An 18,811-nucleotide genomic window follows, 5' to 3' on the forward strand; every position below is an offset into this window, starting at 1 on the left:
ATCGCCGTCGCATGAACGGCGCGACACAGCCAGGTTCGGAGGCGGACTAGGCGGCCAGCATGTGGCGAGTTGGGCACATCCTGAGTGCTCGTGGAGGTGCCGAAGATGGGCCAGCGGTAACAGTCCCTTGCGTCCGGGTGGGAGACAACTAGTGGCGTAGCAGAACGCTGTCCCGCGAGATTGCGCCGCGGATCGACCGCCGACGGCACACCAACAGGAAGTAGGGGGAACTGTTACATCAGGTACAGAGTGAGGCTATGCATACGCATAATCGGAAGATATAGTCCCTTCAACCGAGCCCGTGTCTGTACTCGGAGACCAACCGCACAGAGGAGATCCATGGATTCCGTCGGAGCTGACCCCACGAGTCCGCTAACTCGGGCTGTACTCGTATCACCGCGTGCACTGCTCCGGACGGCAGTGATGATGGTGGTGTCGACTCGCACCGAAATCGTCGTGACCGCTCAGGCATCGGAGCTCGCGGATGCTCATCGACTCACAACGGCGGTGGCGCCTGACCTGCTCCTAATCGATCTGGACATGGCTTCGCATCAAGTGGTGGATCTCGGCGAGATCTGCCGATCTATGCCTGTCGACGCCGGCGTGCTGGGGTTCAATTGCGCACGGGGCTCCATCGCCGGCAGGACCGTTCGGGCTCTCGATCGTGCCGCGGTCGTTTACCGGGAACAGGGCGCGGAGGTCATTCATCGGGCTCTGCTCGATCTCACCGAGCCAACCGCAAGCCGGACCAATCCATCGTCGCGCCGAGCACGGGTGGCGTCCCCGGGTGTGGTGGGGTTTCCGGCAGGGCTCGCGGCGTCGTAGACGCTGGTGAGCCATCGTGCGATGGTCAGTGAGTACCGATCAAAGTCACTCACAGGAAGACACAAACGCACGATGGCTCTAGACCAGTCTGCCCTCCTCGAGCTCCTCGGGGAACTGCAGTCCACCGATGTCAGCGACCGGATCCGGCTCGCGACGCAGAAGCTCTACCAGGAGCTGATCGACGCGGAAGCGACTGCGTTCATCGGCGCCGCGTCCTACGAGCGCTCGGAGGGGCGTGTCGCGGTCCGTAACGGGTCGCGTCCGCGGACGCTGACCACCACGGCCGGGGATCTGGATCTGCGGATCCCGAAGCTGCGACAGGGGTCGTTCTTCCCGTCGCTGCTGGAGCGGCGCCGCCGGGTCGATCAGGCGCTGTTCGCGGTCGTGATGGAGGCTTACGTCCACGGTGTCTCGACCCGGAAGGTCGACGACCTCGTCAAGGCGCTCGGCGCCGATTCGGGGATCTCCAAGTCCGAGGTGTCTCGCATCTGCCAGGACCTCGACGAGGACGTCGCCGCGTTCCGCGAACGGCCGCTGGACGCCCAGGACTACCCGTATGTGTTCGTCGATGCGACCTACTGCAAGGCCCGTGTCGGTCGTCAGGTTGTCTCGCAGGCGATCGTCGTGGCGATCGGCGTCGCCTCCGACGGCACCCGGCAAGTCCTCGGCTTCGACGTCGGCGATACGGAGTCCGAGCCGTTCTGGACGGCGTTCTTCCGGTCGTTGAAGGCCCGCGGTCTCGGCGGAGTGCGCCTGGTGATCTCCGACGCCCACTCCGGGCTGATCAAAGCCATCCAGGTCGCGTTCCAAGGCGTCTCGTGGCAGCGCTGCCGGGTTCACTTCATGCGCAACGTCCTGGCGAAGGTCCCCAAGGTCGCCGGCCCGATGGTCGCCTCCATCATCCGCACCGTGTTCGTCCCGCGCGGCAAGGCCAGCCTCGTCAAAGCACAGTTCGGGGAGGTCGTTCGCATGCTCGAACGCTCCCATCCGGCCATCGCCGAGATGCTCGAGGATGCCCGCGATGAGCTCCTCGCGTTCACCGGGTTCCCGGCCGCGCACTGGCAGCAGATCTGGTCCACGAACCCGTTGGAACGGCTGAACAAGGAGATCAAGCGCCGCACCGACGTCGTCGGCACCTTCCCCAACCCTGCCGCGCTGCTGCGCCTCGCCGGGCACGTCCTGATCGAGCAGCACGACGAATGGGACAGCGCCGACCGCCGCTACTTCAGCGACGCCTCCATGGCCCTGCTGAACACCACCGGAGAGGAGGACAGCATCCCCGAACTCATCGCGGCATAATCAGAAGCAGCTGACCTCGCCGGTGTTGAGAAACTCCACCACTCAGAGGGACGCCACCCCGAGCACGTCGAACCATGCAGCGACTGACCGCCCGGCAGGTGGAGGTTCTCTCCCTCGCGTCGAGGGGGCTTTCGAACGCCGAGATCGCGTCCGAACTCTTCATTTCCTCTGGCACCGTGAAGCGTCATCTCTCAGACGCATTCCTCACTTTGGGTGCGCGCTCCAGAATCGAAGCGATCAACTCCGCACGGATGCTCGGTCAGCTTGCCGAAGACCAGAAGCAATCCCGCCACCTCGGACTAGTGAGCGGGTAGTCCCGCTCTTGTGAATTCACCCATATCTTCTGATAATGGTCGAGTGGGGAGACGAAGAGCTGGTCAGCTGATTCCATTGGAAGTGGCAATCCTTGAGGCTGGGCTGCGCCTTCAGGGCGACGCGGGAAGCTTCTACGGTTTTGCACTTGCCCGGGAGCTGTCACAAGCTGACAACGGTTCCCTGACTGCACACGGAACCCTGTACAAGGCGCTCGGCCGGATGACTGAGGGGGGGTTGCTTTCCGCGCAATGGGAAGACCCCGCGATCGCCGAGGCGGAAGGCAGGCCGAGACGGAAGCTGTATCGAGTGACAGGCCAGGGCGAACTTGCGCTCTCCGCCGAGATACGGCGCCTGGTCCTAGCGCGTGCATGGCAGGGGCAGGGCCTTCGGACGACATGAGCACGATCCATCAAGCGCGCGGGACGGCCCTCCTCATCCGCGGGGTCCTGGGATGGAGTGCGTACTACACGCGTGGGCTGCGAACGGACGTGGCAGACGACCGTCGACGTGAGGTCCTTTCGGATCTCTACGAACAGACTGCGCATGCCGACAGCGGAGGCCTCCGGGCATCGCTTGTCGCCCGAGCGATGTTGGGGGCGGCAGATGATTTGCTCTGGCGCCATGAGCGAATCCGCCGGGGAGAGGTTGAGCGCCGCGCACTCAGGGCCCATCGGACGGCGGACTTCCTCCTTGGCTCGGTCGGAGTACTCGGCTTCTTTCTGGCAGTCGCAGGCGTGTACGTCTGTGTTCGAGTTGTGTCGTCAATCTGGAGCAACGGGTCGGAACTCTCCGTCAGTTCAGTTGCAGCTGTTCTGACATTGACCGCCTCAGCAACCTTGGGCTTCCTGTGTTTCACGCAGCCGCGGTACCGGAGCGTCGGAATAGTGCTGATGGTCGCCGCAGCATCCGCGTTGCCTTGGCTCTCGATGAAGCTGCTGTACGTAGTCAGTGCCACAGGTACCGCGGCGTACAACCACATCCCCGGATTGAGCCTGGTCATTGCTGGTGCGAGTGTCGGGCTGAGCCTGGTGTTCACATCCGTCCTCCTGTGGTGGAAGACGCGCCGACGAGGGTCGAGGAGGAAGCATGTTTGACTTCGATGAAGCGTTCGACAAGGCGGCTGTATCCGCCACGGAACGAACGGCAACCACGCCGCGGCGCTACATCTTGCTGCTGGTCGCGATCGGGTTAAGCGCGGTCGTAATGGCGTCAACCGTCTTGATCGTCGGCGTCGGAAGCACTGTGGCGATGACGACACCTCCCGTCAGCTACGTGCGGCACTCTGCGCCGGTCAAACCGAACAGCGGTTCGAGCCCGACCCTTCCCGCTTCCCCCGCAACGACTCCCGACCCTGTTTATGGAGCGCAGACCGACCCAGCCACCATCCCGCTCCCGGAAGGCCTGACTGATGCTCAGGCGGCGAACGCCCGGATCTGGCTGCAGCAGTCTGTCATCATCGCGCAATGCATGGCGGAGCAGGGATTCGAGTACTTCTTCACTCCATACTGGCAGCGTCAGGCGACGAGCAACCTTGTGAGTCCAGTCCCGGTCGGGTCCCCGGCCTGGTTCGCGCTCACCGGCGAAACTGGCGCTGGTGATGCATACCGCTGGGAAGACGCGGGGTGTCAGGGATACGCAGTCCACGTAACAGGAATGGACGACGCCAACTGACGATCGCTTTCCGGCGTGTGATCCGGAGTTAGGGCGTGTCTGATAATTGCTGGGTCCAGGCGATGGCTGCTTGGATGAGGATCGCGGCGCGGTAGACGATGGCGTGCTTGTCGTATCGGGTGGCGAGGCCGCGCCACTGCTTGACGTCGCAGAAGCGTCGTTCGATCACGTTGCGGTTCTTGTAGTCGGCGGTGTCGAGCCCGACGGGCCTGCCGCCGCGTGAACCGCGCCGTCTGCGGTGGCCTTTCTGGTCGTCGGGCTCGGGGATCACGGCCTTGATCCCGCGGGCGCGCAGGTGGCTGCGGATCGCGCGGGACGAGTTCGCCTTGTCGCCACGGATCGCGTCCGGTCTCGTGCGCGGCCGACCCACGTCGCGGCCGACACGCAGCTGCGCCATCAGCGGGAGGAACATGGGCGAGTCGCCCGCTTGCCCCGGCGTGATCAGCGTCGCCAACGGCAACCCGTTCCCATCGACGAGCTGGTGGATCTTCGTCGACAGCCCACCGCGGGAGCGGCCGATGCCGTGGTCAGGCGGCTCTTCCCGCGGATTCGTGTAATTCGATCCAGCCCCCTGTGGTGCGGGTCGTGTTCGTCGCGTGCTGGTGCGCGCGGGCGATCGTGGAGTCCACCGACAGCGACCAGTCCACGAGCCCGGCAGCGTCCGCGGCGGCGGTGAGCTTGGCGAGCACCTTGTCCCAGGTGCCGTCTGCCGCCATCCGATGGTGCCAGGTCCACACCGTCTGCCACGGGCCGAACGACTCGGGCAGGTCCCGCCAGGCGATCCCGCACCGATACCGGTAGATGATGCCTTCCAGCATCGTCCGCGCGTCCGAGAACGGTCGCCCCTTCCGGCCCGTCGGAGACGGCAGCATCCCTTCGATCAGCGACCACTGAGCATCCGAGAGCACCTGGAAACGCGACACGCATCCCAGACTCCCAGCCCGACACCGAAATAATTGTCAGACACGCCCTAGCTCCGATCTGCGGCGGACAGTACCTTCCGCGAGCGGACCGCGTAGCTGATCTTGAGTACGAAGTACGCGAGGGCGAGCATGATCGTGATTGGTACGGTCATGCCTGTGATGGCGACGAACGGCAGGAGTGGAAAGAGATCTCCCAACGCAAGGAGGAAGTCAGTGCTGCGCGGTGCGGCCAACGCGGTTGCGGCCCATCCGATGCTCGTGGCAACTGGGAGCAGAATCGCCCATGCTCGTGGGAGCACCCCGTAGGCGATGAGCGTCCATGATGCCCATGCCGATAAGCCGAGGCCACCGGCAATCGCGATTACCCCGACGAAAACAGCAATGGCATCGTCCTGGTCGTGATGGGCGGACGACAGCAGACTGACGTAGGCGAATCCCCAGAAGAGGAAGAATGTCGCGGCTGAAACGAGTCCGCCGGCGCCGGTCAGTCCGAGACTTCTTGCACCACGCGTGTGCCCTGCCCGAGCATTGCCCATCAGCGGAACGTTTCGTGCCAGCGTTGGATCAGGTAGTAGAGCACCATACGCTTCCTTCCGTATACCCCATCATTGTTGTACCCGGTGAGTGCGTTCATCACTTGACTTGGTGTTAGGTTGCGAAGTTCAGTTGCGGGCACTCCTGTGCGGGTCGTCGCGTAGTACATCATCACGAACATCGCTGTTCGGATGTTGAACGCCTCGTCGTTGGCGAGCTTCTGCCACATCTCCCACATGTCCTGCCAGACGTCGGTGTCGTAGATCCTGTCCGTTAGCAATCCCTGACGTACGGCCCAGTTCCGGGCTGTGATCGCAGTCCTGGCGAAAACCTGACAGGGTCCGGTCGATGAGTCATCCGCGCTGGGGTTGGGGGGAGCGCCGACCGATCCGGCAACCCGCCATGCATAGAAGTCGCGGACGAGTTGGTCGGCGACGACGTCTCCCGCGTGGATCGCCAAGCCCTCCCATATGAGTGGGGTAAGTATGAGGGCCTTGTACACCTGGTACTGCGACGCGAGGTCTGTGATGAGAGCATCGTGTGTGCTCACCCAATTGCTGACGAGTAGTTGGTTCCCTGCTTGAATGACAGCGTGAGCGGGACTATCCGCATATCGCTGGCAGTGGGTGAACCACTCGGCGTTGAAGGCCGCTAGCTGGGAAGCCGGGACGAGGGGGTCGTTGCCCATGTTCGTTGCCGGTGCGAGCGCGGCCACTGCCGTGTCGCGGCTCGAGACGACGTTCTTGTCGATTTCGACCTCGCCGGTACCGCTTCCCAACGTGAGCGTTTGGATCTGGTCGAAGGCCCAGTTTGTGGGCAGCGTTTGCCCCAAGTTGCCGCTGTAACCGGTCGACATGTCGGAGACAAAGCTATACGTCGCTAGCCCCGCGGCGCTCACCCGTTTGCATACGTTGCGCGGTCCGTAGATGCCGACGCGAAAGGTGCGACCGAACTCGTTGATCTTGTCGTTGACAGCTTGGAAGTAAGGGATGATGCTTTCGGCCACCTCCCAGTCGTATGCGTCGTAGTCGACGCCGAAGTAGATCACTGCGTTTGAGGGGATTCTGTAGGCCCAGGCGGCCACGGCAGCTTCCTCTGCGACCTCGGCACCCCTCGCGTAGGTGAAATGAGAGGGCGTGCCTCCGCCAGTCTGAAAGATCGGGAAGATCTTTCCGCCTGAGGCAAGGATGGCAGTTGCCTCGCCGAACTTGAGATCTTTGTCCGGATCATGATCGATCGTGTTCGTGAGGTATCGGCCGAAATACAGGTAGCCCGCGTTTCTGAGCGTCATGAGACGCGCCGACGTCAGTGTGGTGACGCAGTCCGCGCCTGTCCCCGGTCGGTCAGGGTCTCCGGTGCTTACGAGCAGCCCGGCCCACGTCTCCAGATTCGCGGTGCCGGTCGGACTGAGACCGACGAAGTTCTGGAAGCTGATCACGGCGGCGGCCGTCGCGCTGGTGAAAGTTCCGGAGAAGGTCGTTGCGTAGCCGTTCACCCGCAAGGCGAGGTGGAAGAAGTGGACGAAGAGTTTCGTGGTGTCGGTCGATCCGACAGTCAGGTTCGCCTGGGTCTGGAGCCCCGTTTTCGTGCCCGGACCGAAGTTACCGTTGGCTTGCCCGTCGACCATGCCGATCTCGTACTGCAAAGCGAACAAGAGGGCAAGGTGCGTGTCGCGCAGGAAGAAGCCGTCCGCTGGCACGACATAGAAGTCGTCTCTCGAGAGGTATCGGGCGTTCATCGTCCGTTGGCCGTCGCGGATGACGGCGTCTCCGCCTGAGAGGAGGGTAGCGGCGCCCATCGTGAGGAGGAATTTGAACAGCTTTGGCGTGAGGTCGCTGGAGGAGAGTCCGAGGCCGAGATCGTTGCGCAGGTCCTTCATCGCGGCCTGTGTCATGTCGTCCCACACGCCTGTCAGGGCTCCGCTGCCGGCGTTGTAGCCCTTGCAGTACAGGGCCCCCTGCGCGATCCTGATGATATTTGAACGCGCTTCGCTCGTATCTGAGCTGGTCGCAGTGATTGTGCCGAACGCGGTTAGAGCGGCCAGCGTTCCGTCTCCGAAGTTGTCAGAGAGCGAGGTGATGCCCAGCTCGAACTGGAGGGCCCGGGTGAGCGCGTACATGATCTCCCAGCCGGTTTGCCCGTCGGTAGAGATCTCGGTGAAGCCCTCGCGAGTTCCGTAGGTTGTGTTGTACCAAAACTGGGTCTTCACCACCCATGGGTCTGACATCAGTTCTCCACTCTCGTATTCGGGATCGACTTGCGCAGTAGCCCGGTCATGCCACCGGGGCGGGTAGGTAGGTACTCAATTGAGATCCGGAAGGTGACACCGGGAATGAGGTGTGCTTTCCGGAGAACCGCATTCCTGTCGTGTCGACGGGAGGAACAAGGACGAGTCGAGGAACGTGAGTTGTGAATGGTCGAGGCGTGGAATTTGACGCACCCACCTCGAAAACCAGCTGAAGCTCACGACCCGGATCGAGAGGCTCGGTCGTGGTCAGGACGAGTTCGGTGATGCCTTCGTACGCCTGTGATTCGACCTCCGCCGGCAGGGGAGCATCGTCGCTTTCGGCGGTCGCGGAGTCCATCAGGGTGGACGCGGCGTCAAACCCGCCTGTGTAGCTGAGACGGATTGCCGTGCCGACTGGCGCGCTAAACGGCCCGACGCTGCTTATCAATGCGCGCGCCGGCACGATGTCGCCTTCATGGCAGATCCAGTTGACAGTGGCCTCGATGCTCCACGCAGCACAGTCGTCGGAATCCGCCGAGTCGGTCCAATCCTCGATCCGGCTTCCATCGAAATCGTCTCGCCACAGCGAGACAGGTCTCACGCCTTCCAGGTTTTCTGCTGGGTAGGCGTTGAGCGATTCGACACGGAGCGCGAGATCGGTCAGCTCCGGTGGAACAGCTATGAGTGCGGTACCCGAATTTGGTCGGGTGATGGCGAGTTCGCGTGATGATCCGCCGATGATTCCTAGCGCCGGTTCGCGTAGTGTGAACAGCCGCTCGTCCCATTCGATCCGGTGGCGTCCCTCTGAGTGGTGGAGTTTCTCAACACCGGCGAGGTCAGCTGCTTCTGATTATGCCGCGATGAGTTCGGGGATGCTGTCCTCCTCTCCGGTGGTGTTCAGCAGGGCCATGGAGGCGTCGCTGAAGTAGCGGCGGTCGGCGCTGTCCCATTCGTCGTGCTGCTCGATCAGGACGTGCCCGGCGAGGCGCAGCAGCGCGGCAGGGTTGGGGAAGGTGCCGACGACGTCGGTGCGGCGCTTGATCTCCTTGTTCAGCCGTTCCAGCGGGTTCGTGGACCAGATCTGCTGCCAGTGCGCGGCCGGGAACCCGGTGAACGCGAGGAGCTCATCGCGGGCATCCTCGAGCATCTCGGCGATGGCCGGATGGGAGCGTTCGAGCATGCGAACGACCTCCCCGAACTGTGCTTTGACGAGGCTGGCCTTGCCGCGCGGGACGAACACGGTGCGGATGATGGAGGCGACCATCGGGCCGGCGACCTTGGGGACCTTCGCCAGGACGTTGCGCATGAAGTGAACCCGGCAGCGCTGCCACGAGACGCCTTGGAACGCGACCTGGATGGCTTTGATCAGCCCGGAGTGGGCGTCGGAGATCACCAGGCGCACTCCGCCGAGACCGCGGGCCTTCAACGACCGGAAGAACGCCGTCCAGAACGGCTCGGACTCCGTATCGCCGACGTCGAAGCCGAGGACTTGCCGGGTGCCGTCGGAGGCGACGCCGATCGCCACGACGATCGCCTGCGAGACAACCTGACGACCGACACGGGCCTTGCAGTAGGTCGCATCGACGAACACATACGGGTAGTCCTGGGCGTCCAGCGGCCGTTCGCGGAACGCGGCGACGTCCTCGTCGAGGTCCTGGCAGATGCGAGACACCTCGGACTTGGAGATCCCCGAATCGGCGCCGAGCGCCTTGACGAGGTCGTCGACCTTCCGGGTCGAGACACCGTGGACGTAAGCCTCCATCACGACCGCGAACAGCGCCTGATCGACCCGGCGGCGCCGCTCCAGCAGCGACGGGAAGAACGACCCCTGTCGCAGCTTCGGGATCCGCAGATCCAGATCCCCGGCCGTGGTGGTCAGCGTCCGCGGACGCGACCCGTTACGGACCGCGACACGCCCCTCCGAGCGTTCGTAGGACGCGGCGCCGATGAACGCAGTCGCTTCCGCGTCGATCAGCTCCTGGTAGAGCTTCTGCGTCGCGAGCCGGATCCGGTCGCTGACATCGGTGGACTGCAGTTCCCCGAGGAGCTCGAGGAGGGCAGACTGGTCTAGAGCCATCGTGCGTTTGTGTCTTCCTGTGAGTGACTTTGATCGGTACTCACTGACCATCGCACGATGGCTCACCAGCGTCTACGACGCCGCGAGCCCTGCCGGAAACCCCACCACACCCGGGGACGCCACCTTCGATCCCGATCGATGAGTCGCCGCTACTCGGCGAGAACGTGTAGCGAACAGGAAAAGATGCGATACGCGCTTGCTTCCAGTCAGGGCTGAAGAACTTCGTAGTGGCCATTGTCAGCCGATCACGAGCGATCGGTGCTTCAGGCGTGCCTAGAGCCGCGCGGGGTGGAGACGTCGGGATATCAAGGGTAAGGAGATAGCCGGACGCGGCGGCCGCCCCTGTGAGAAGCGCTCTTCGCGACACGACCATCCGTCCTAGAGCATCCATACTTCCGCCTCCTGAATCCAATCGGATGATCCGCATTAGACTCGGAGCTGATATGCGTCAGGCATGCCGTGGTGCGAGCCAAAAGTGCCGCCGCATGCGCGCGGCAGGCTCTCTGCATCTGTCTTCACGAATCATTAGCGGTCGAATGAGACGAAACTACGTGTGCTCCGTTGGCGGGTCCATACAACTTTCGGCACAAGAGTGCCGATCGGCGATGCGAACCCGGCCACCGGCGCGCACCGGTGCCCTCGACCTAAGTGGGCTGACCCCTTTTCGTAGGTCCGGTGGTTCTGAGAGTCGTCCTGTTGCCCGTGGTTGCGGGCAGGGAGACTGGTCAGATCATGTCGAACAGCAGGAAGCGTCATACCCCGGAGCAGGTCGTTCGCAAGCTCGGTCAGGCCGACCGGATGCTCGCCGACGGCGCGGATGTCGCGGCGGTGTGCCGGGAGCTCGGGATCTCCGAGCAGACGTACTACCGGTGGCGTAACCAGTACGGCGGTCTGAAGGCCGACGACGCGAAGCGTCTGAAGGAGCTTGAGAAGCAGAACGCGACGCTCAAGCGGCTGCTCGCGGAGGCGGAGCTGGAGAAGGCCGCGCTCAAGGAGCTGGCTGAGGGAAACTTCTAAGCCCGGGCAGGCGCCGCGCCGCCGTCGCTCACCTGATCAGGACACTGCGGGTGAGCGAACGGATGGCGTGCCGCCTGGCCGGGCTCTCACGCTCCGCATACCGGCGCCCGCTCAAGGCCGACACGGTCGCGGACCCGGACCGGGCGTTGCGTGACTGGCTGCGCGCCTGGGCGAAGAAGCACCCGCGTTGCGGGTACCGGCGGGCGTATCACGACGCCCGCGCCGAGGGCTGGGTCGTGAACCACAAGAAGGTCCAACGCCTGTGGCGTGTCGAGGGCCTGCGGGTGCCGCAGCGGCGTCGACGCAAACGCGTCGGGTCCTCGACTGTCGAGGCACCTGCCGCGGATGCGCCGAACGTGGTGTGGGCGGTGGATTTCCAGTTCGATGCCGACGAGCAGGGCCGCCCGATCAAGATCTGCTCCATCGTCGATGAGCACACCCGGGAGTGCATCGGCGGCCTCACCGAACGGTCGATCACCGCCGACCGGCTCACCGCTCACCTCGAGGACCTCGTCGCCGTCCGCGGCGCCCCGGCCGTGCTCAGGTCGGACAACGGCCCGGAGTTCATCAGCGACGCAATGGCCGACTGGGCCGGCACCCGCACCGGCCTGTCCTACATCCCGCCGGGATCGCCGTGGCGCAACGGGTACGTCGAGTCGTTCAACAGCCGGCTCCGCGACGAGTGCCTGAACATCAACAGCTTCTACTCGCTGCTGCACGCGCAGGTCGTGATCGGCGACTGGAAGGACGAGTACAACCATCACCGCCGGCACTCCTCGCTCGGCTACCTACCGCCCGCCGAGTACGCTCGGCAGTGCACCCATCAAATCGAAACCGACGACTCACAGACCATCCGGACCGAATGAAGGGGGCGGCCCATAAGGGCCGAGATCGATAGCAGTACTGTCAGAGCGCTACGCGGCAGCGATTCGTGCCGGTCCAGCTCGCAGAGGGCCAGGGACCGTGCGCACTCGACGGCGCGACGTTGCTCGTTGGTGGCGTCCCTCTGAGTGGTGGAGTTTCTCAACACCGGCGAGGTCAGCTGCTTCTGATTATGCCGCGATGAGTTCGGGGATGCTGTCCTCCTCTCCGGTGGTGTTCAGCAGGGCCATGGAGGCGTCGCTGAAGTAGCGGCGGTCGGCGCTGTCCCATTCGTCGTGCTGCTCGATCAGGACGTGCCCGGCGAGGCGCAGCAGCGCGGCAGGGTTGGGGAAGGTGCCGACGACGTCGGTGCGGCGCTTGATCTCCTTGTTCAGCCGTTCCAGCGGGTTCGTGGACCAGATCTGCTGCCAGTGCGCGGCCGGGAACCCGGTGAACGCGAGGAGCTCATCGCGGGCATCCTCGAGCATCTCGGCGATGGCCGGATGGGAGCGTTCGAGCATGCGAACGACCTCCCCGAACTGTGCTTTGACGAGGCTGGCCTTGCCGCGCGGGACGAACACGGTGCGGATGATGGAGGCGACCATCGGGCCGGCGACCTTGGGGACCTTCGCCAGGACGTTGCGCATGAAGTGAACCCGGCAGCGCTGCCACGAGACGCCTTGGAACGCGACCTGGATGGCTTTGATCAGCCCGGAGTGGGCGTCGGAGATCACCAGGCGCACTCCGCCGAGACCGCGGGCCTTCAACGACCGGAAGAACGCCGTCCAGAACGGCTCGGACTCCGTATCGCCGACGTCGAAGCCGAGGACTTGCCGGGTGCCGTCGGAGGCGACGCCGATCGCCACGACGATCGCCTGCGAGACAACCTGACGACCGACACGGGCCTTGCAGTAGGTCGCATCGACGAACACATACGGGTAGTCCTGGGCGTCCAGCGGCCGTTCGCGGAACGCGGCGACGTCCTCGTCGAGGTCCTGGCAGATGCGAGACACCTCGGACTTGGAGATCCCCGAATCGGCGCCGAGCGCCTTGACGAGGTCGTCGACCTTCCGGGTCGAGACACCGTGGACGTAAGCCTCCATCACGACCGCGAACAGCGCCTGATCGACCCGGCGGCGCCGCTCCAGCAGCGACGGGAAGAACGACCCCTGTCGCAGCTTCGGGATCCGCAGATCCAGATCCCCGGCCGTGGTGGTCAGCGTCCGCGGACGCGACCCGTTACGGACCGCGACACGCCCCTCCGAGCGCTCGTAGGACGCGGCGCCGATGAACGCAGTCGCTTCCGCGTCGATCAGCTCCTGGTAGAGCTTCTGCGTCGCGAGCCGGATCCGGTCGCTGACATCGGTGGACTGCAGTTCCCCGAGGAGCTCGAGGAGGGCAGACTGGTCTAGAGCCATCGTGCGTTTGTGTCTTCCTGTGAGTGACTTTGATCGGTACTCACTGACCATCGCACGATGGCTCACCAGCGTCTACGACGCCGCGAGCCCTGCCGGAAACCCCACCACACCCGGGGACGCCACCTGCTCGTTCGCGATCGCGAGGGGGCGGCCGCTTGTCGCCCACCACGAACGCCGTACCGCCAAGCTCCCAGGAAACTGGTTGAATTCGGCCCAGCGACCGAACCCTGTTGACGGCATCGAGTCGCGAGCGTGCGTTAAGCAACGTGAAGGTGTCATTCAAGTGACATTTGACTGTGCCCGGTGGGCTGACCCCTTTTCGTAGGTCCGGTGGTTCTGAGAGTCGTCCTGTTGCCCGTGGTTGCGGGCAGGGAGACTGGTCAGATCATGTCGAACAGCAGGAAGCGTCATACCCCGGAGCAGGTCGTTCGCAAGCTCGGTCAGGCCGACCGGATGCTCGCCGACGGCGCGGATGTCGCGGCGGTGTGCCGGGAGCTCGGGATCTCCGAGCAGACGTACTACCGGTGGCGTAACCAGTACGGCGGTCTGAAGGCCGACGACGCGAAGCGTCTGAAGGAGCTTGAGAAGCAGAACGCGACGCTCAAGCGGCTGCTCGCGGAGGCGGAGCTGGAGAAGGCCGCGCTCAAGGAGCTGGCTGAGGGAAACTTCTAAGCCCGGGCAGGCGCCGCGCCGCCGTCGCTCACCTGATCAGGACACTGCGGGTGAGCGAACGGATGGCGTGCCGCCTGGCCGGGCTCTCACGCTCCGCATACCGGCGCCCGCTCAAGGCCGACACGGTCGCGGACCCGGACCGGGCGTTGCGTGACTGGCTGCGCGCCTGGGCGAAGAAGCACCCGCGTTGCGGGTACCGGCGGGCGTATCACGACGCCCGCGCCGAGGGCTGGGTCGTGAACCACAAGAAGGTCCAACGCCTGTGGCGTGTCGAGGGCCTGCGGGTGCCGCAGCGGCGTCGACGCAAACGCGTCGGGTCCTCGACTGTCGAGGCACCTGCCGCGGATGCGCCGAACGTGGTGTGGGCGGTGGATTTCCAGTTCGATGCCGACGAGCAGGGCCGCCCGATCAAGATCTGCTCCATCGTCGATGAGCACACCCGGGAGTGCATCGGCGGCCTCACCGAACGGTCGATCACCGCCGACCGGCTCACCGCTCACCTCGAGGACCTCGTCGCCGTCCGCGGCGCCCCGGCCGTGCTCAGGTCGGACAACGGCCCGGAGTTCATCAGCGACGCAATGGCCGACTGGGCCGGCACCCGCACCGGCCTGTCCTACATCCCGCCGGGATCGCCGTGGCGCAACGGGTACGTCGAGTCGTTCAACAGCCGGCTCCGCGACGAGTGCCTGAACATCAACAGCTTCTACTCGCTGCTGCACGCGCAGGTCGTGATCGGCGACTGGAAGGACGAGTACAACCATCACCGCCGGCACTCCTCGCTCGGCTACCTACCGCCCGCCGAGTACGCTCGGCAGTGCACCCATCAAATCGAAACCGACGACTCACAGACCATCCGGACCGAATGAAGGGGGCGGCCCACCGGCGCGATGACCAACCGGTGGCTGAGTTGAGTCCCGCGTAGTAGTGCAGCGCGCGGTGATCGAGCTCGTCGCTACTGACGTGAGCGCGGTTACCGTGTGGCCCTTCGAGAAAGCTCTCTACTTCTCACTCGAACGGAGTCATCACGATGACCGCACCTCATATTGATATTGTCGACCCTGCCGGCCTGCTCGGCGAAGCTCTCGCGGATGCCTCCCCGGATCTGATGCGCAGCTTGCTGAAGACCATGATCAACGCACTCCTGTCCGCCGACGCGGATGCCGTCGTCGGCGCTGAGTGGGGCAAGCCGAGTCCGACCCGCACCGCGCAGCGCAACGGGTACCGGCACCGGGACCTGGACACCCGGGTCGGCACGATCGACGTCGCCGCCCCGAAGCTCCGTTCGGGCACGTACTTCCCGGAATGGCTCCTCGAGCGACGCAAACGCGCCGAGTCCGCGCTGATCACGGTCGTCGCGGACTGCTACCTCGCAGGCGTCAGGCACCCGGCGGATGGACAAGCTCGTCAAGACCCTCGGGATCAACTCGCTGTCCAAGTCACAGGTATCCAGGATGGCGGCCGAGCTCGACGAGCACGTCGAGCAGTTCCGGCACCGGCCGCTCGATGCGGCCGGACCGTTCACGTTCGTCGCCGCCGACGCGCTCACGATGAAGGTCCGCGAAGGCGGCCGGGTGATCAACGCGGTCGTGCTGATCGCGCCCGGCGTCAACGCCGACGGGCGCCGCGAAGTCCTCGGCCTGCGAGTCGCGACCAGTGAGACCGGTCCGGCGTGGAACAGCTTCTTCGCCGACCTCGTCGCCCGCGGCCTGACCGGCGTGCGTCTGGTCACCTCCGACGCGCACGCCGGGCTGGTTGAAGCGATCGCGGCGAACCTGCCCGGCGCGGCCTGGCAACGCTGCCGCACCCACTACGCCGCGAACCTGATGTCCGTCACCCCGAAGGCGATGTGGCCGGCCGTGAAAGCGATGCTGCACTCGGTCTACGACCAACCCGACGCCGACGCCGACGCCGTCCACGCCCAGTTCGATCGATTGCTCGACTACGTCGACGGGAAGCTGCCCGACGCGTTCGAGCACCTCGATGCCGCCCGCGCGGACATCCTCGCGTTCACCGGATTCCCCGAAGCGCTCTGGTCGCAGATCTGATCGAACAACCCGAACGAGCGCCTGAACCGTGAGATCCGCCGCCGCACCGACAGCGTGGGCATCTTCCCGAACCGGGACGCCTTGGGCTGCTCCCCGCTGGAAGCGAGGAGATGCGGATTGCCCTCATGATCTGTGCCCTTCGCTACAAGCGCCGATCCTCGGATGGGCCATAGCCTCCGATGTAGGTCGAAATGTAGGAGGAAACATGAGAAAACGGGGCGTATTCGGTGCCGCTATCTTGGCGGTCGCGATGGCTTTCGTGGCCGCGCCGATGGCGATGGCGGCCCCGGCACAGGATGTGCCAGAAGACGCCGCGGGCGTCATCTCGCCAGAGAACAGCCTGATGGCGAGTCCTGAGGATCTCGAGCGCCTCGGCTTCTCAGCCGACGAGGTCGAGAAGCAGCGCCGTGGCTTCCTGAAGCTGGATGAAGCTGAGCGGAAGCGTCAGGACCGCCTTCGCGCTGAGCAAGAAGCGATCGTGCCGCACCCAGAATGGCTGCCAAAGTACGAGATTCTTCCGCCATCGGATGATGGCGTTCAGCCGCTGACAGTCTGGATTCAGTCGTGTCTCGACGGTCCGAACGACTACAAGGTCGGATATCTTGGGGCGGACGCGAGCGGGCCGCAAAGCTACAACTGCTACCACGGCTCGGGTTCGTACGATCGGAGCACGTACCCGACCCAGCATGTCTACACTCTCAGGGCCGGAAACGAGACGGGCCGGGTTCTCTACAAGTACGACACGAGCGCCTACTACTACTACTCGGTCTGGCGCGGGCCGAGTGACTTCAACACTTACTACTTCCAAGAGGTCTACGGCACACCCAACGTCTACGAAGTGCAGCTGAAGTAGCGAAGCCATTTGGCGCACGGAGGGCAACATCCCGGGAGCGGGATGTTGCCCTCATCTATTTTCTTAGTCTGTAGTAAATTCGCCCTCTGCGAGGTTGAGGCAGATCTGGAAGGCCCGCTCATCGGGAGTCAACGCGTTCCATCGTTCAAACTGCGTCTGAACTGCGTCTTCGTTCATCCCTAACGCGGCAAGTGCTTGGGGAACCGCGAGCGGATGGTTCTCAGGCGATTCAGTTTCGGTCGAGCGTGCCGCCGACACACGGCCAACCATCGACTCGTCTGCACAAGCCAGTAACTCGCTCGATGTGGGCTCGATCACAATGCTTGCGGTCTCGGTAGGCGATTGGGTCGAGAGTTGCGCTGACCCGACCTCCGCGGTTCCGACGGTGCTGCAACCACCCAGCAGCACAATCGTAGTGAGCACACAGGTAAACGCAACTGTATCCCCAGTTCGCACGGTCCCCTCGTTTCACTCCCCCGCGGCGTCAGTCATGCGTCGAGTGGCTTCAGGTGCCCGGGCCTCCATTTGCGCGTGTACGCATCATTCTACGACGCGACGGCCGGCTTTCCAGGCGCGCGACCAGCGCCAGGTGCGTAGCGGGGTTGTCCCACTCGGACGCGCCTCGTGCGCCGCGGTGACCGCGGTCACCGCGGCGCGGCACCCGGAGGTGGGTCTCGCTTAGATTGCCCCGGTGGGCCCACGTTCGGTTGACATTCTCAAACATGGGTCGTTTGGCACACAACATGGGTGGGCCGCCCCCTTCATTCGGTCCGGATGGTCTGTGAGTCGTCGGTTTCGATTTGATGGGTGCACTGCCGAGCGTACTCGGCGGGCGGTAGGTAGCCGAGCGAGGAGTGCCGGCGGTGGTGGTTGTACTCGTCCTTCCAGTCGCCGATCACGACCTGCGCGTGCAGCAGCGAGTAGAAGCTGTTGATGTTCAGGCACTCGTCGCGGAGCCGGCTGTTGAACGACTCGACGTACCCGTTGCGCCACGGCGATCCCGGCGGGATGTAGGACAGGCCGGTGCGGGTGCCGGCCCAGTCGGCCATTGCGTCGCTGATGAACTCCGGGCCGTTGTCCGACCTGAGCACGGCCGGGGCGCCGCGGACGGCGACGAGGTCCTCGAGGTGAGCGGTGAGCCGGTCGGCGGTGATCGACCGTTCGGTGAGGCCGCCGATGCACTCCCGGGTGTGCTCATCGACGATGGAGCAGATCTTGATCGGGCGGCCCTGCTCGTCGGCATCGAACTGGAAATCCACCGCCCACACCACGTTCGGCGCATCCGCGGCAGGTGCCTCGACAGTCGAGGACCCGACGCGTTTGCGTCGACGCCGCTGCGGCACCCGCAGGCCCTCGACACGCCACAGGCGTTGGACCTTCTTGTGGTTCACGACCCAGCCCTCGGCGCGGGCGTCGTGATACGCCCGCCGGTACCCGCAACGCGGGTGCTTCTTCGCCCAGGCGCGCAGCCAGTCACGCAACGCCCGGTCCGGGTCCGCGACCGTGTCGGCCTTGAGCGGGCGCCGGTATGCGGAGCGTGAGAGCCCGGCCAGGCGGCACGCCATCCGTTCGCTCACCCGCAGTGTCCTGATCAGGTGAGCGACGGCGGCGCGGCGCCTGCCCGGGCTTAGAAGTTTCCCTCAGCCAGCTCCTTGAGCGCGGCCTTCTCCAGCTCCGCCTCCGCGAGCAGCCGCTTGAGCGTCGCGTTCTGCTTCTCAAGCTCCTTCAGACGCTTCGCGTCGTCGGCCTTCAGACCGCCGTACTGGTTACGCCACCGGTAGTACGTCTGCTCGGAGATCCCGAGCTCCCGGCACACCGCCGCGACATCCGCGCCGTCGGCGAGCATCCGGTCGGCCTGACCGAGCTTGCGAACGACCTGCTCCGGGGTATGACGCTTCCTGCTGTTCGACATGATCTGACCAGTCTCCCTGCCCGCAACCACGGGCAACAGGACGACTCTCAGAACCACCGGACCTAAGAAATGGGGTCAGCCCATGGGCGTTTCGGCACATTTCCGCATCACCCGACACATGTTCCGCTAGTGCTGCTGTGTTCTGCGCGACGGCATCGGCCA

At 64.6% G+C, this 18,811-nt stretch carries 16 protein-coding genes and 1 pseudogene; 10 read left to right on the forward strand and 7 right to left on the reverse strand.

Annotated elements, in window-relative coordinates; translation table 11 throughout:
- Positions 1–432 precede the first annotated feature (432 nt).
- The 6 genes from MTO99_RS17045 (at position 433) to MTO99_RS17065 (ending at position 4,110) form a co-directional block, all read left to right on the forward strand.
- Complete coding sequence (locus MTO99_RS17045) at positions 433–825, forward strand: hypothetical protein (protein WP_243555134.1); 393 nt, start codon at positions 433–435, stop codon at positions 823–825.
- A gap of 72 nt (positions 826–897) precedes the next feature.
- Positions 898–2,124, forward strand: a complete 1,227-nt coding sequence (locus tag MTO99_RS17050; protein WP_243553753.1) for an IS256 family transposase — start codon at positions 898–900, stop codon at positions 2,122–2,124.
- A 74-nt stretch (positions 2,125–2,198) separates the two neighbouring features.
- Entirely contained in the window at positions 2,199–2,438 is a 240-nt protein-coding gene (locus MTO99_RS17055; RefSeq protein ID WP_243555136.1) for a helix-turn-helix domain-containing protein, read from the forward strand.
- Between the two features lie 82 nt (positions 2,439–2,520).
- Positions 2,521–2,838, forward strand: coding sequence for a PadR family transcriptional regulator (locus tag MTO99_RS19215; RefSeq protein WP_354002493.1), 318 nt, complete (start codon positions 2,521–2,523; stop codon positions 2,836–2,838).
- Positions 2,835–3,533 carry a hypothetical protein gene (locus tag MTO99_RS17060; protein WP_243555143.1) on the forward strand — a complete coding sequence of 233 codons (699 nt, stop codon included), beginning with the start codon at positions 2,835–2,837 and terminating at the stop codon, positions 3,531–3,533. The genes MTO99_RS19215 and MTO99_RS17060 overlap by 4 nt, the downstream gene beginning before the upstream one ends.
- Positions 3,526–4,110: a hypothetical protein gene (locus tag MTO99_RS17065; RefSeq protein WP_243555146.1), complete on the forward strand. Its 585-nt coding sequence runs from the start codon at positions 3,526–3,528 to the stop codon at positions 4,108–4,110. Before MTO99_RS17060 ends, MTO99_RS17065 begins: the two co-directional genes overlap by 8 nt.
- 28 nt (positions 4,111–4,138) lie before the next feature.
- On the opposite strand, the gene MTO99_RS17070 is transcribed toward MTO99_RS17065, so the two are convergent.
- From MTO99_RS17070 to MTO99_RS17090, 5 genes are all read right to left on the reverse strand, one after another.
- Positions 4,139–5,033 (reverse strand): IS5 family transposase gene (locus MTO99_RS17070; RefSeq protein ID WP_243555149.1). Its coding sequence is split into 2 segments (ribosomal slippage): positions 4,139–4,681 and positions 4,683–5,033, totalling 894 coding nucleotides; the frame shifts between segments, so codons are not numbered across the junction.
- A gap of 47 nt (positions 5,034–5,080) precedes the next feature.
- Positions 5,081–5,569, reverse strand: a complete 489-nt coding sequence (locus MTO99_RS17075; protein WP_243555151.1) for a hypothetical protein — start codon at positions 5,567–5,569, stop codon at positions 5,081–5,083.
- Entirely contained in the window at positions 5,569–7,794 is a 2,226-nt protein-coding gene (locus MTO99_RS17080; protein ID WP_243555154.1) for a glycoside hydrolase domain-containing protein, read from the reverse strand. Before MTO99_RS17080 ends, MTO99_RS17075 begins: the two co-directional genes overlap by 1 nt.
- Before the next feature lie 46 nt (positions 7,795–7,840).
- Complete coding sequence (locus MTO99_RS17085) at positions 7,841–8,395, reverse strand: hypothetical protein (protein ID WP_243555158.1); 555 nt, start codon at positions 8,393–8,395, stop codon at positions 7,841–7,843.
- A gap of 249 nt (positions 8,396–8,644) precedes the next feature.
- Positions 8,645–9,871: an IS256 family transposase gene (locus tag MTO99_RS17090; protein ID WP_243553753.1), complete on the reverse strand. Its 1,227-nt coding sequence runs from the start codon at positions 9,869–9,871 to the stop codon at positions 8,645–8,647.
- A gap of 732 nt (positions 9,872–10,603) precedes the next feature.
- Between MTO99_RS17090 and MTO99_RS17095 the strand changes: the two genes are divergently transcribed.
- Positions 10,604–11,754 (forward strand): IS3 family transposase gene (locus MTO99_RS17095; protein WP_243555132.1). Its coding sequence is split into 2 segments (ribosomal slippage): positions 10,604–10,874 and positions 10,874–11,754, totalling 1,152 coding nucleotides; the frame shifts between segments, so codons are not numbered across the junction.
- Positions 11,755–11,940: 186 nt separating this feature from the next.
- Here MTO99_RS17095 and MTO99_RS17100 read toward each other — a convergent pair.
- A complete protein-coding gene (locus tag MTO99_RS17100; protein WP_243553753.1) occupies positions 11,941–13,167 on the reverse strand; it encodes an IS256 family transposase in 1,227 nt (408 codons plus the stop codon).
- A gap of 387 nt (positions 13,168–13,554) precedes the next feature.
- On the opposite strand from MTO99_RS17100, the gene MTO99_RS17105 reads away from it, so the two are divergent.
- The 3 genes and pseudogenes from MTO99_RS17105 (at position 13,555) to MTO99_RS17115 (ending at position 16,737) form a co-directional block, all read left to right on the forward strand.
- Positions 13,555–14,705 (forward strand): IS3 family transposase gene (locus MTO99_RS17105; RefSeq protein ID WP_243555132.1). Its coding sequence is split into 2 segments (ribosomal slippage): positions 13,555–13,825 and positions 13,825–14,705, totalling 1,152 coding nucleotides; the frame shifts between segments, so codons are not numbered across the junction.
- Positions 14,706–14,866: 161 nt separating this feature from the next.
- Positions 14,867–15,968: pseudogene (locus MTO99_RS17110) on the forward strand (IS256 family transposase); the annotation flags it as partial.
- A 121-nt stretch (positions 15,969–16,089) separates the two neighbouring features.
- Positions 16,090–16,737: a hypothetical protein gene (locus tag MTO99_RS17115; protein ID WP_243555162.1), complete on the forward strand. Its 648-nt coding sequence runs from the start codon at positions 16,090–16,092 to the stop codon at positions 16,735–16,737.
- Positions 16,738–17,498: 761 nt separating this feature from the next.
- On the opposite strand, the gene MTO99_RS17120 is transcribed toward MTO99_RS17115, so the two are convergent.
- Positions 17,499–18,649, reverse strand: a protein-coding gene (locus MTO99_RS17120; RefSeq protein WP_243555132.1) for an IS3 family transposase whose coding sequence is annotated in 2 segments (ribosomal slippage) — positions 17,499–18,379 and positions 18,379–18,649 — 1,152 coding nt in all. Because the reading frame shifts where the segments join, the coding sequence is not laid out codon by codon here.
- Between the last annotated feature and the right edge of the window lie 162 nt (positions 18,650–18,811).

This window comes from Agromyces larvae (assembly GCF_022811705.1).
Lineage (GTDB): Bacteria > Actinomycetota > Actinomycetes > Actinomycetales > Microbacteriaceae > Agromyces > Agromyces larvae.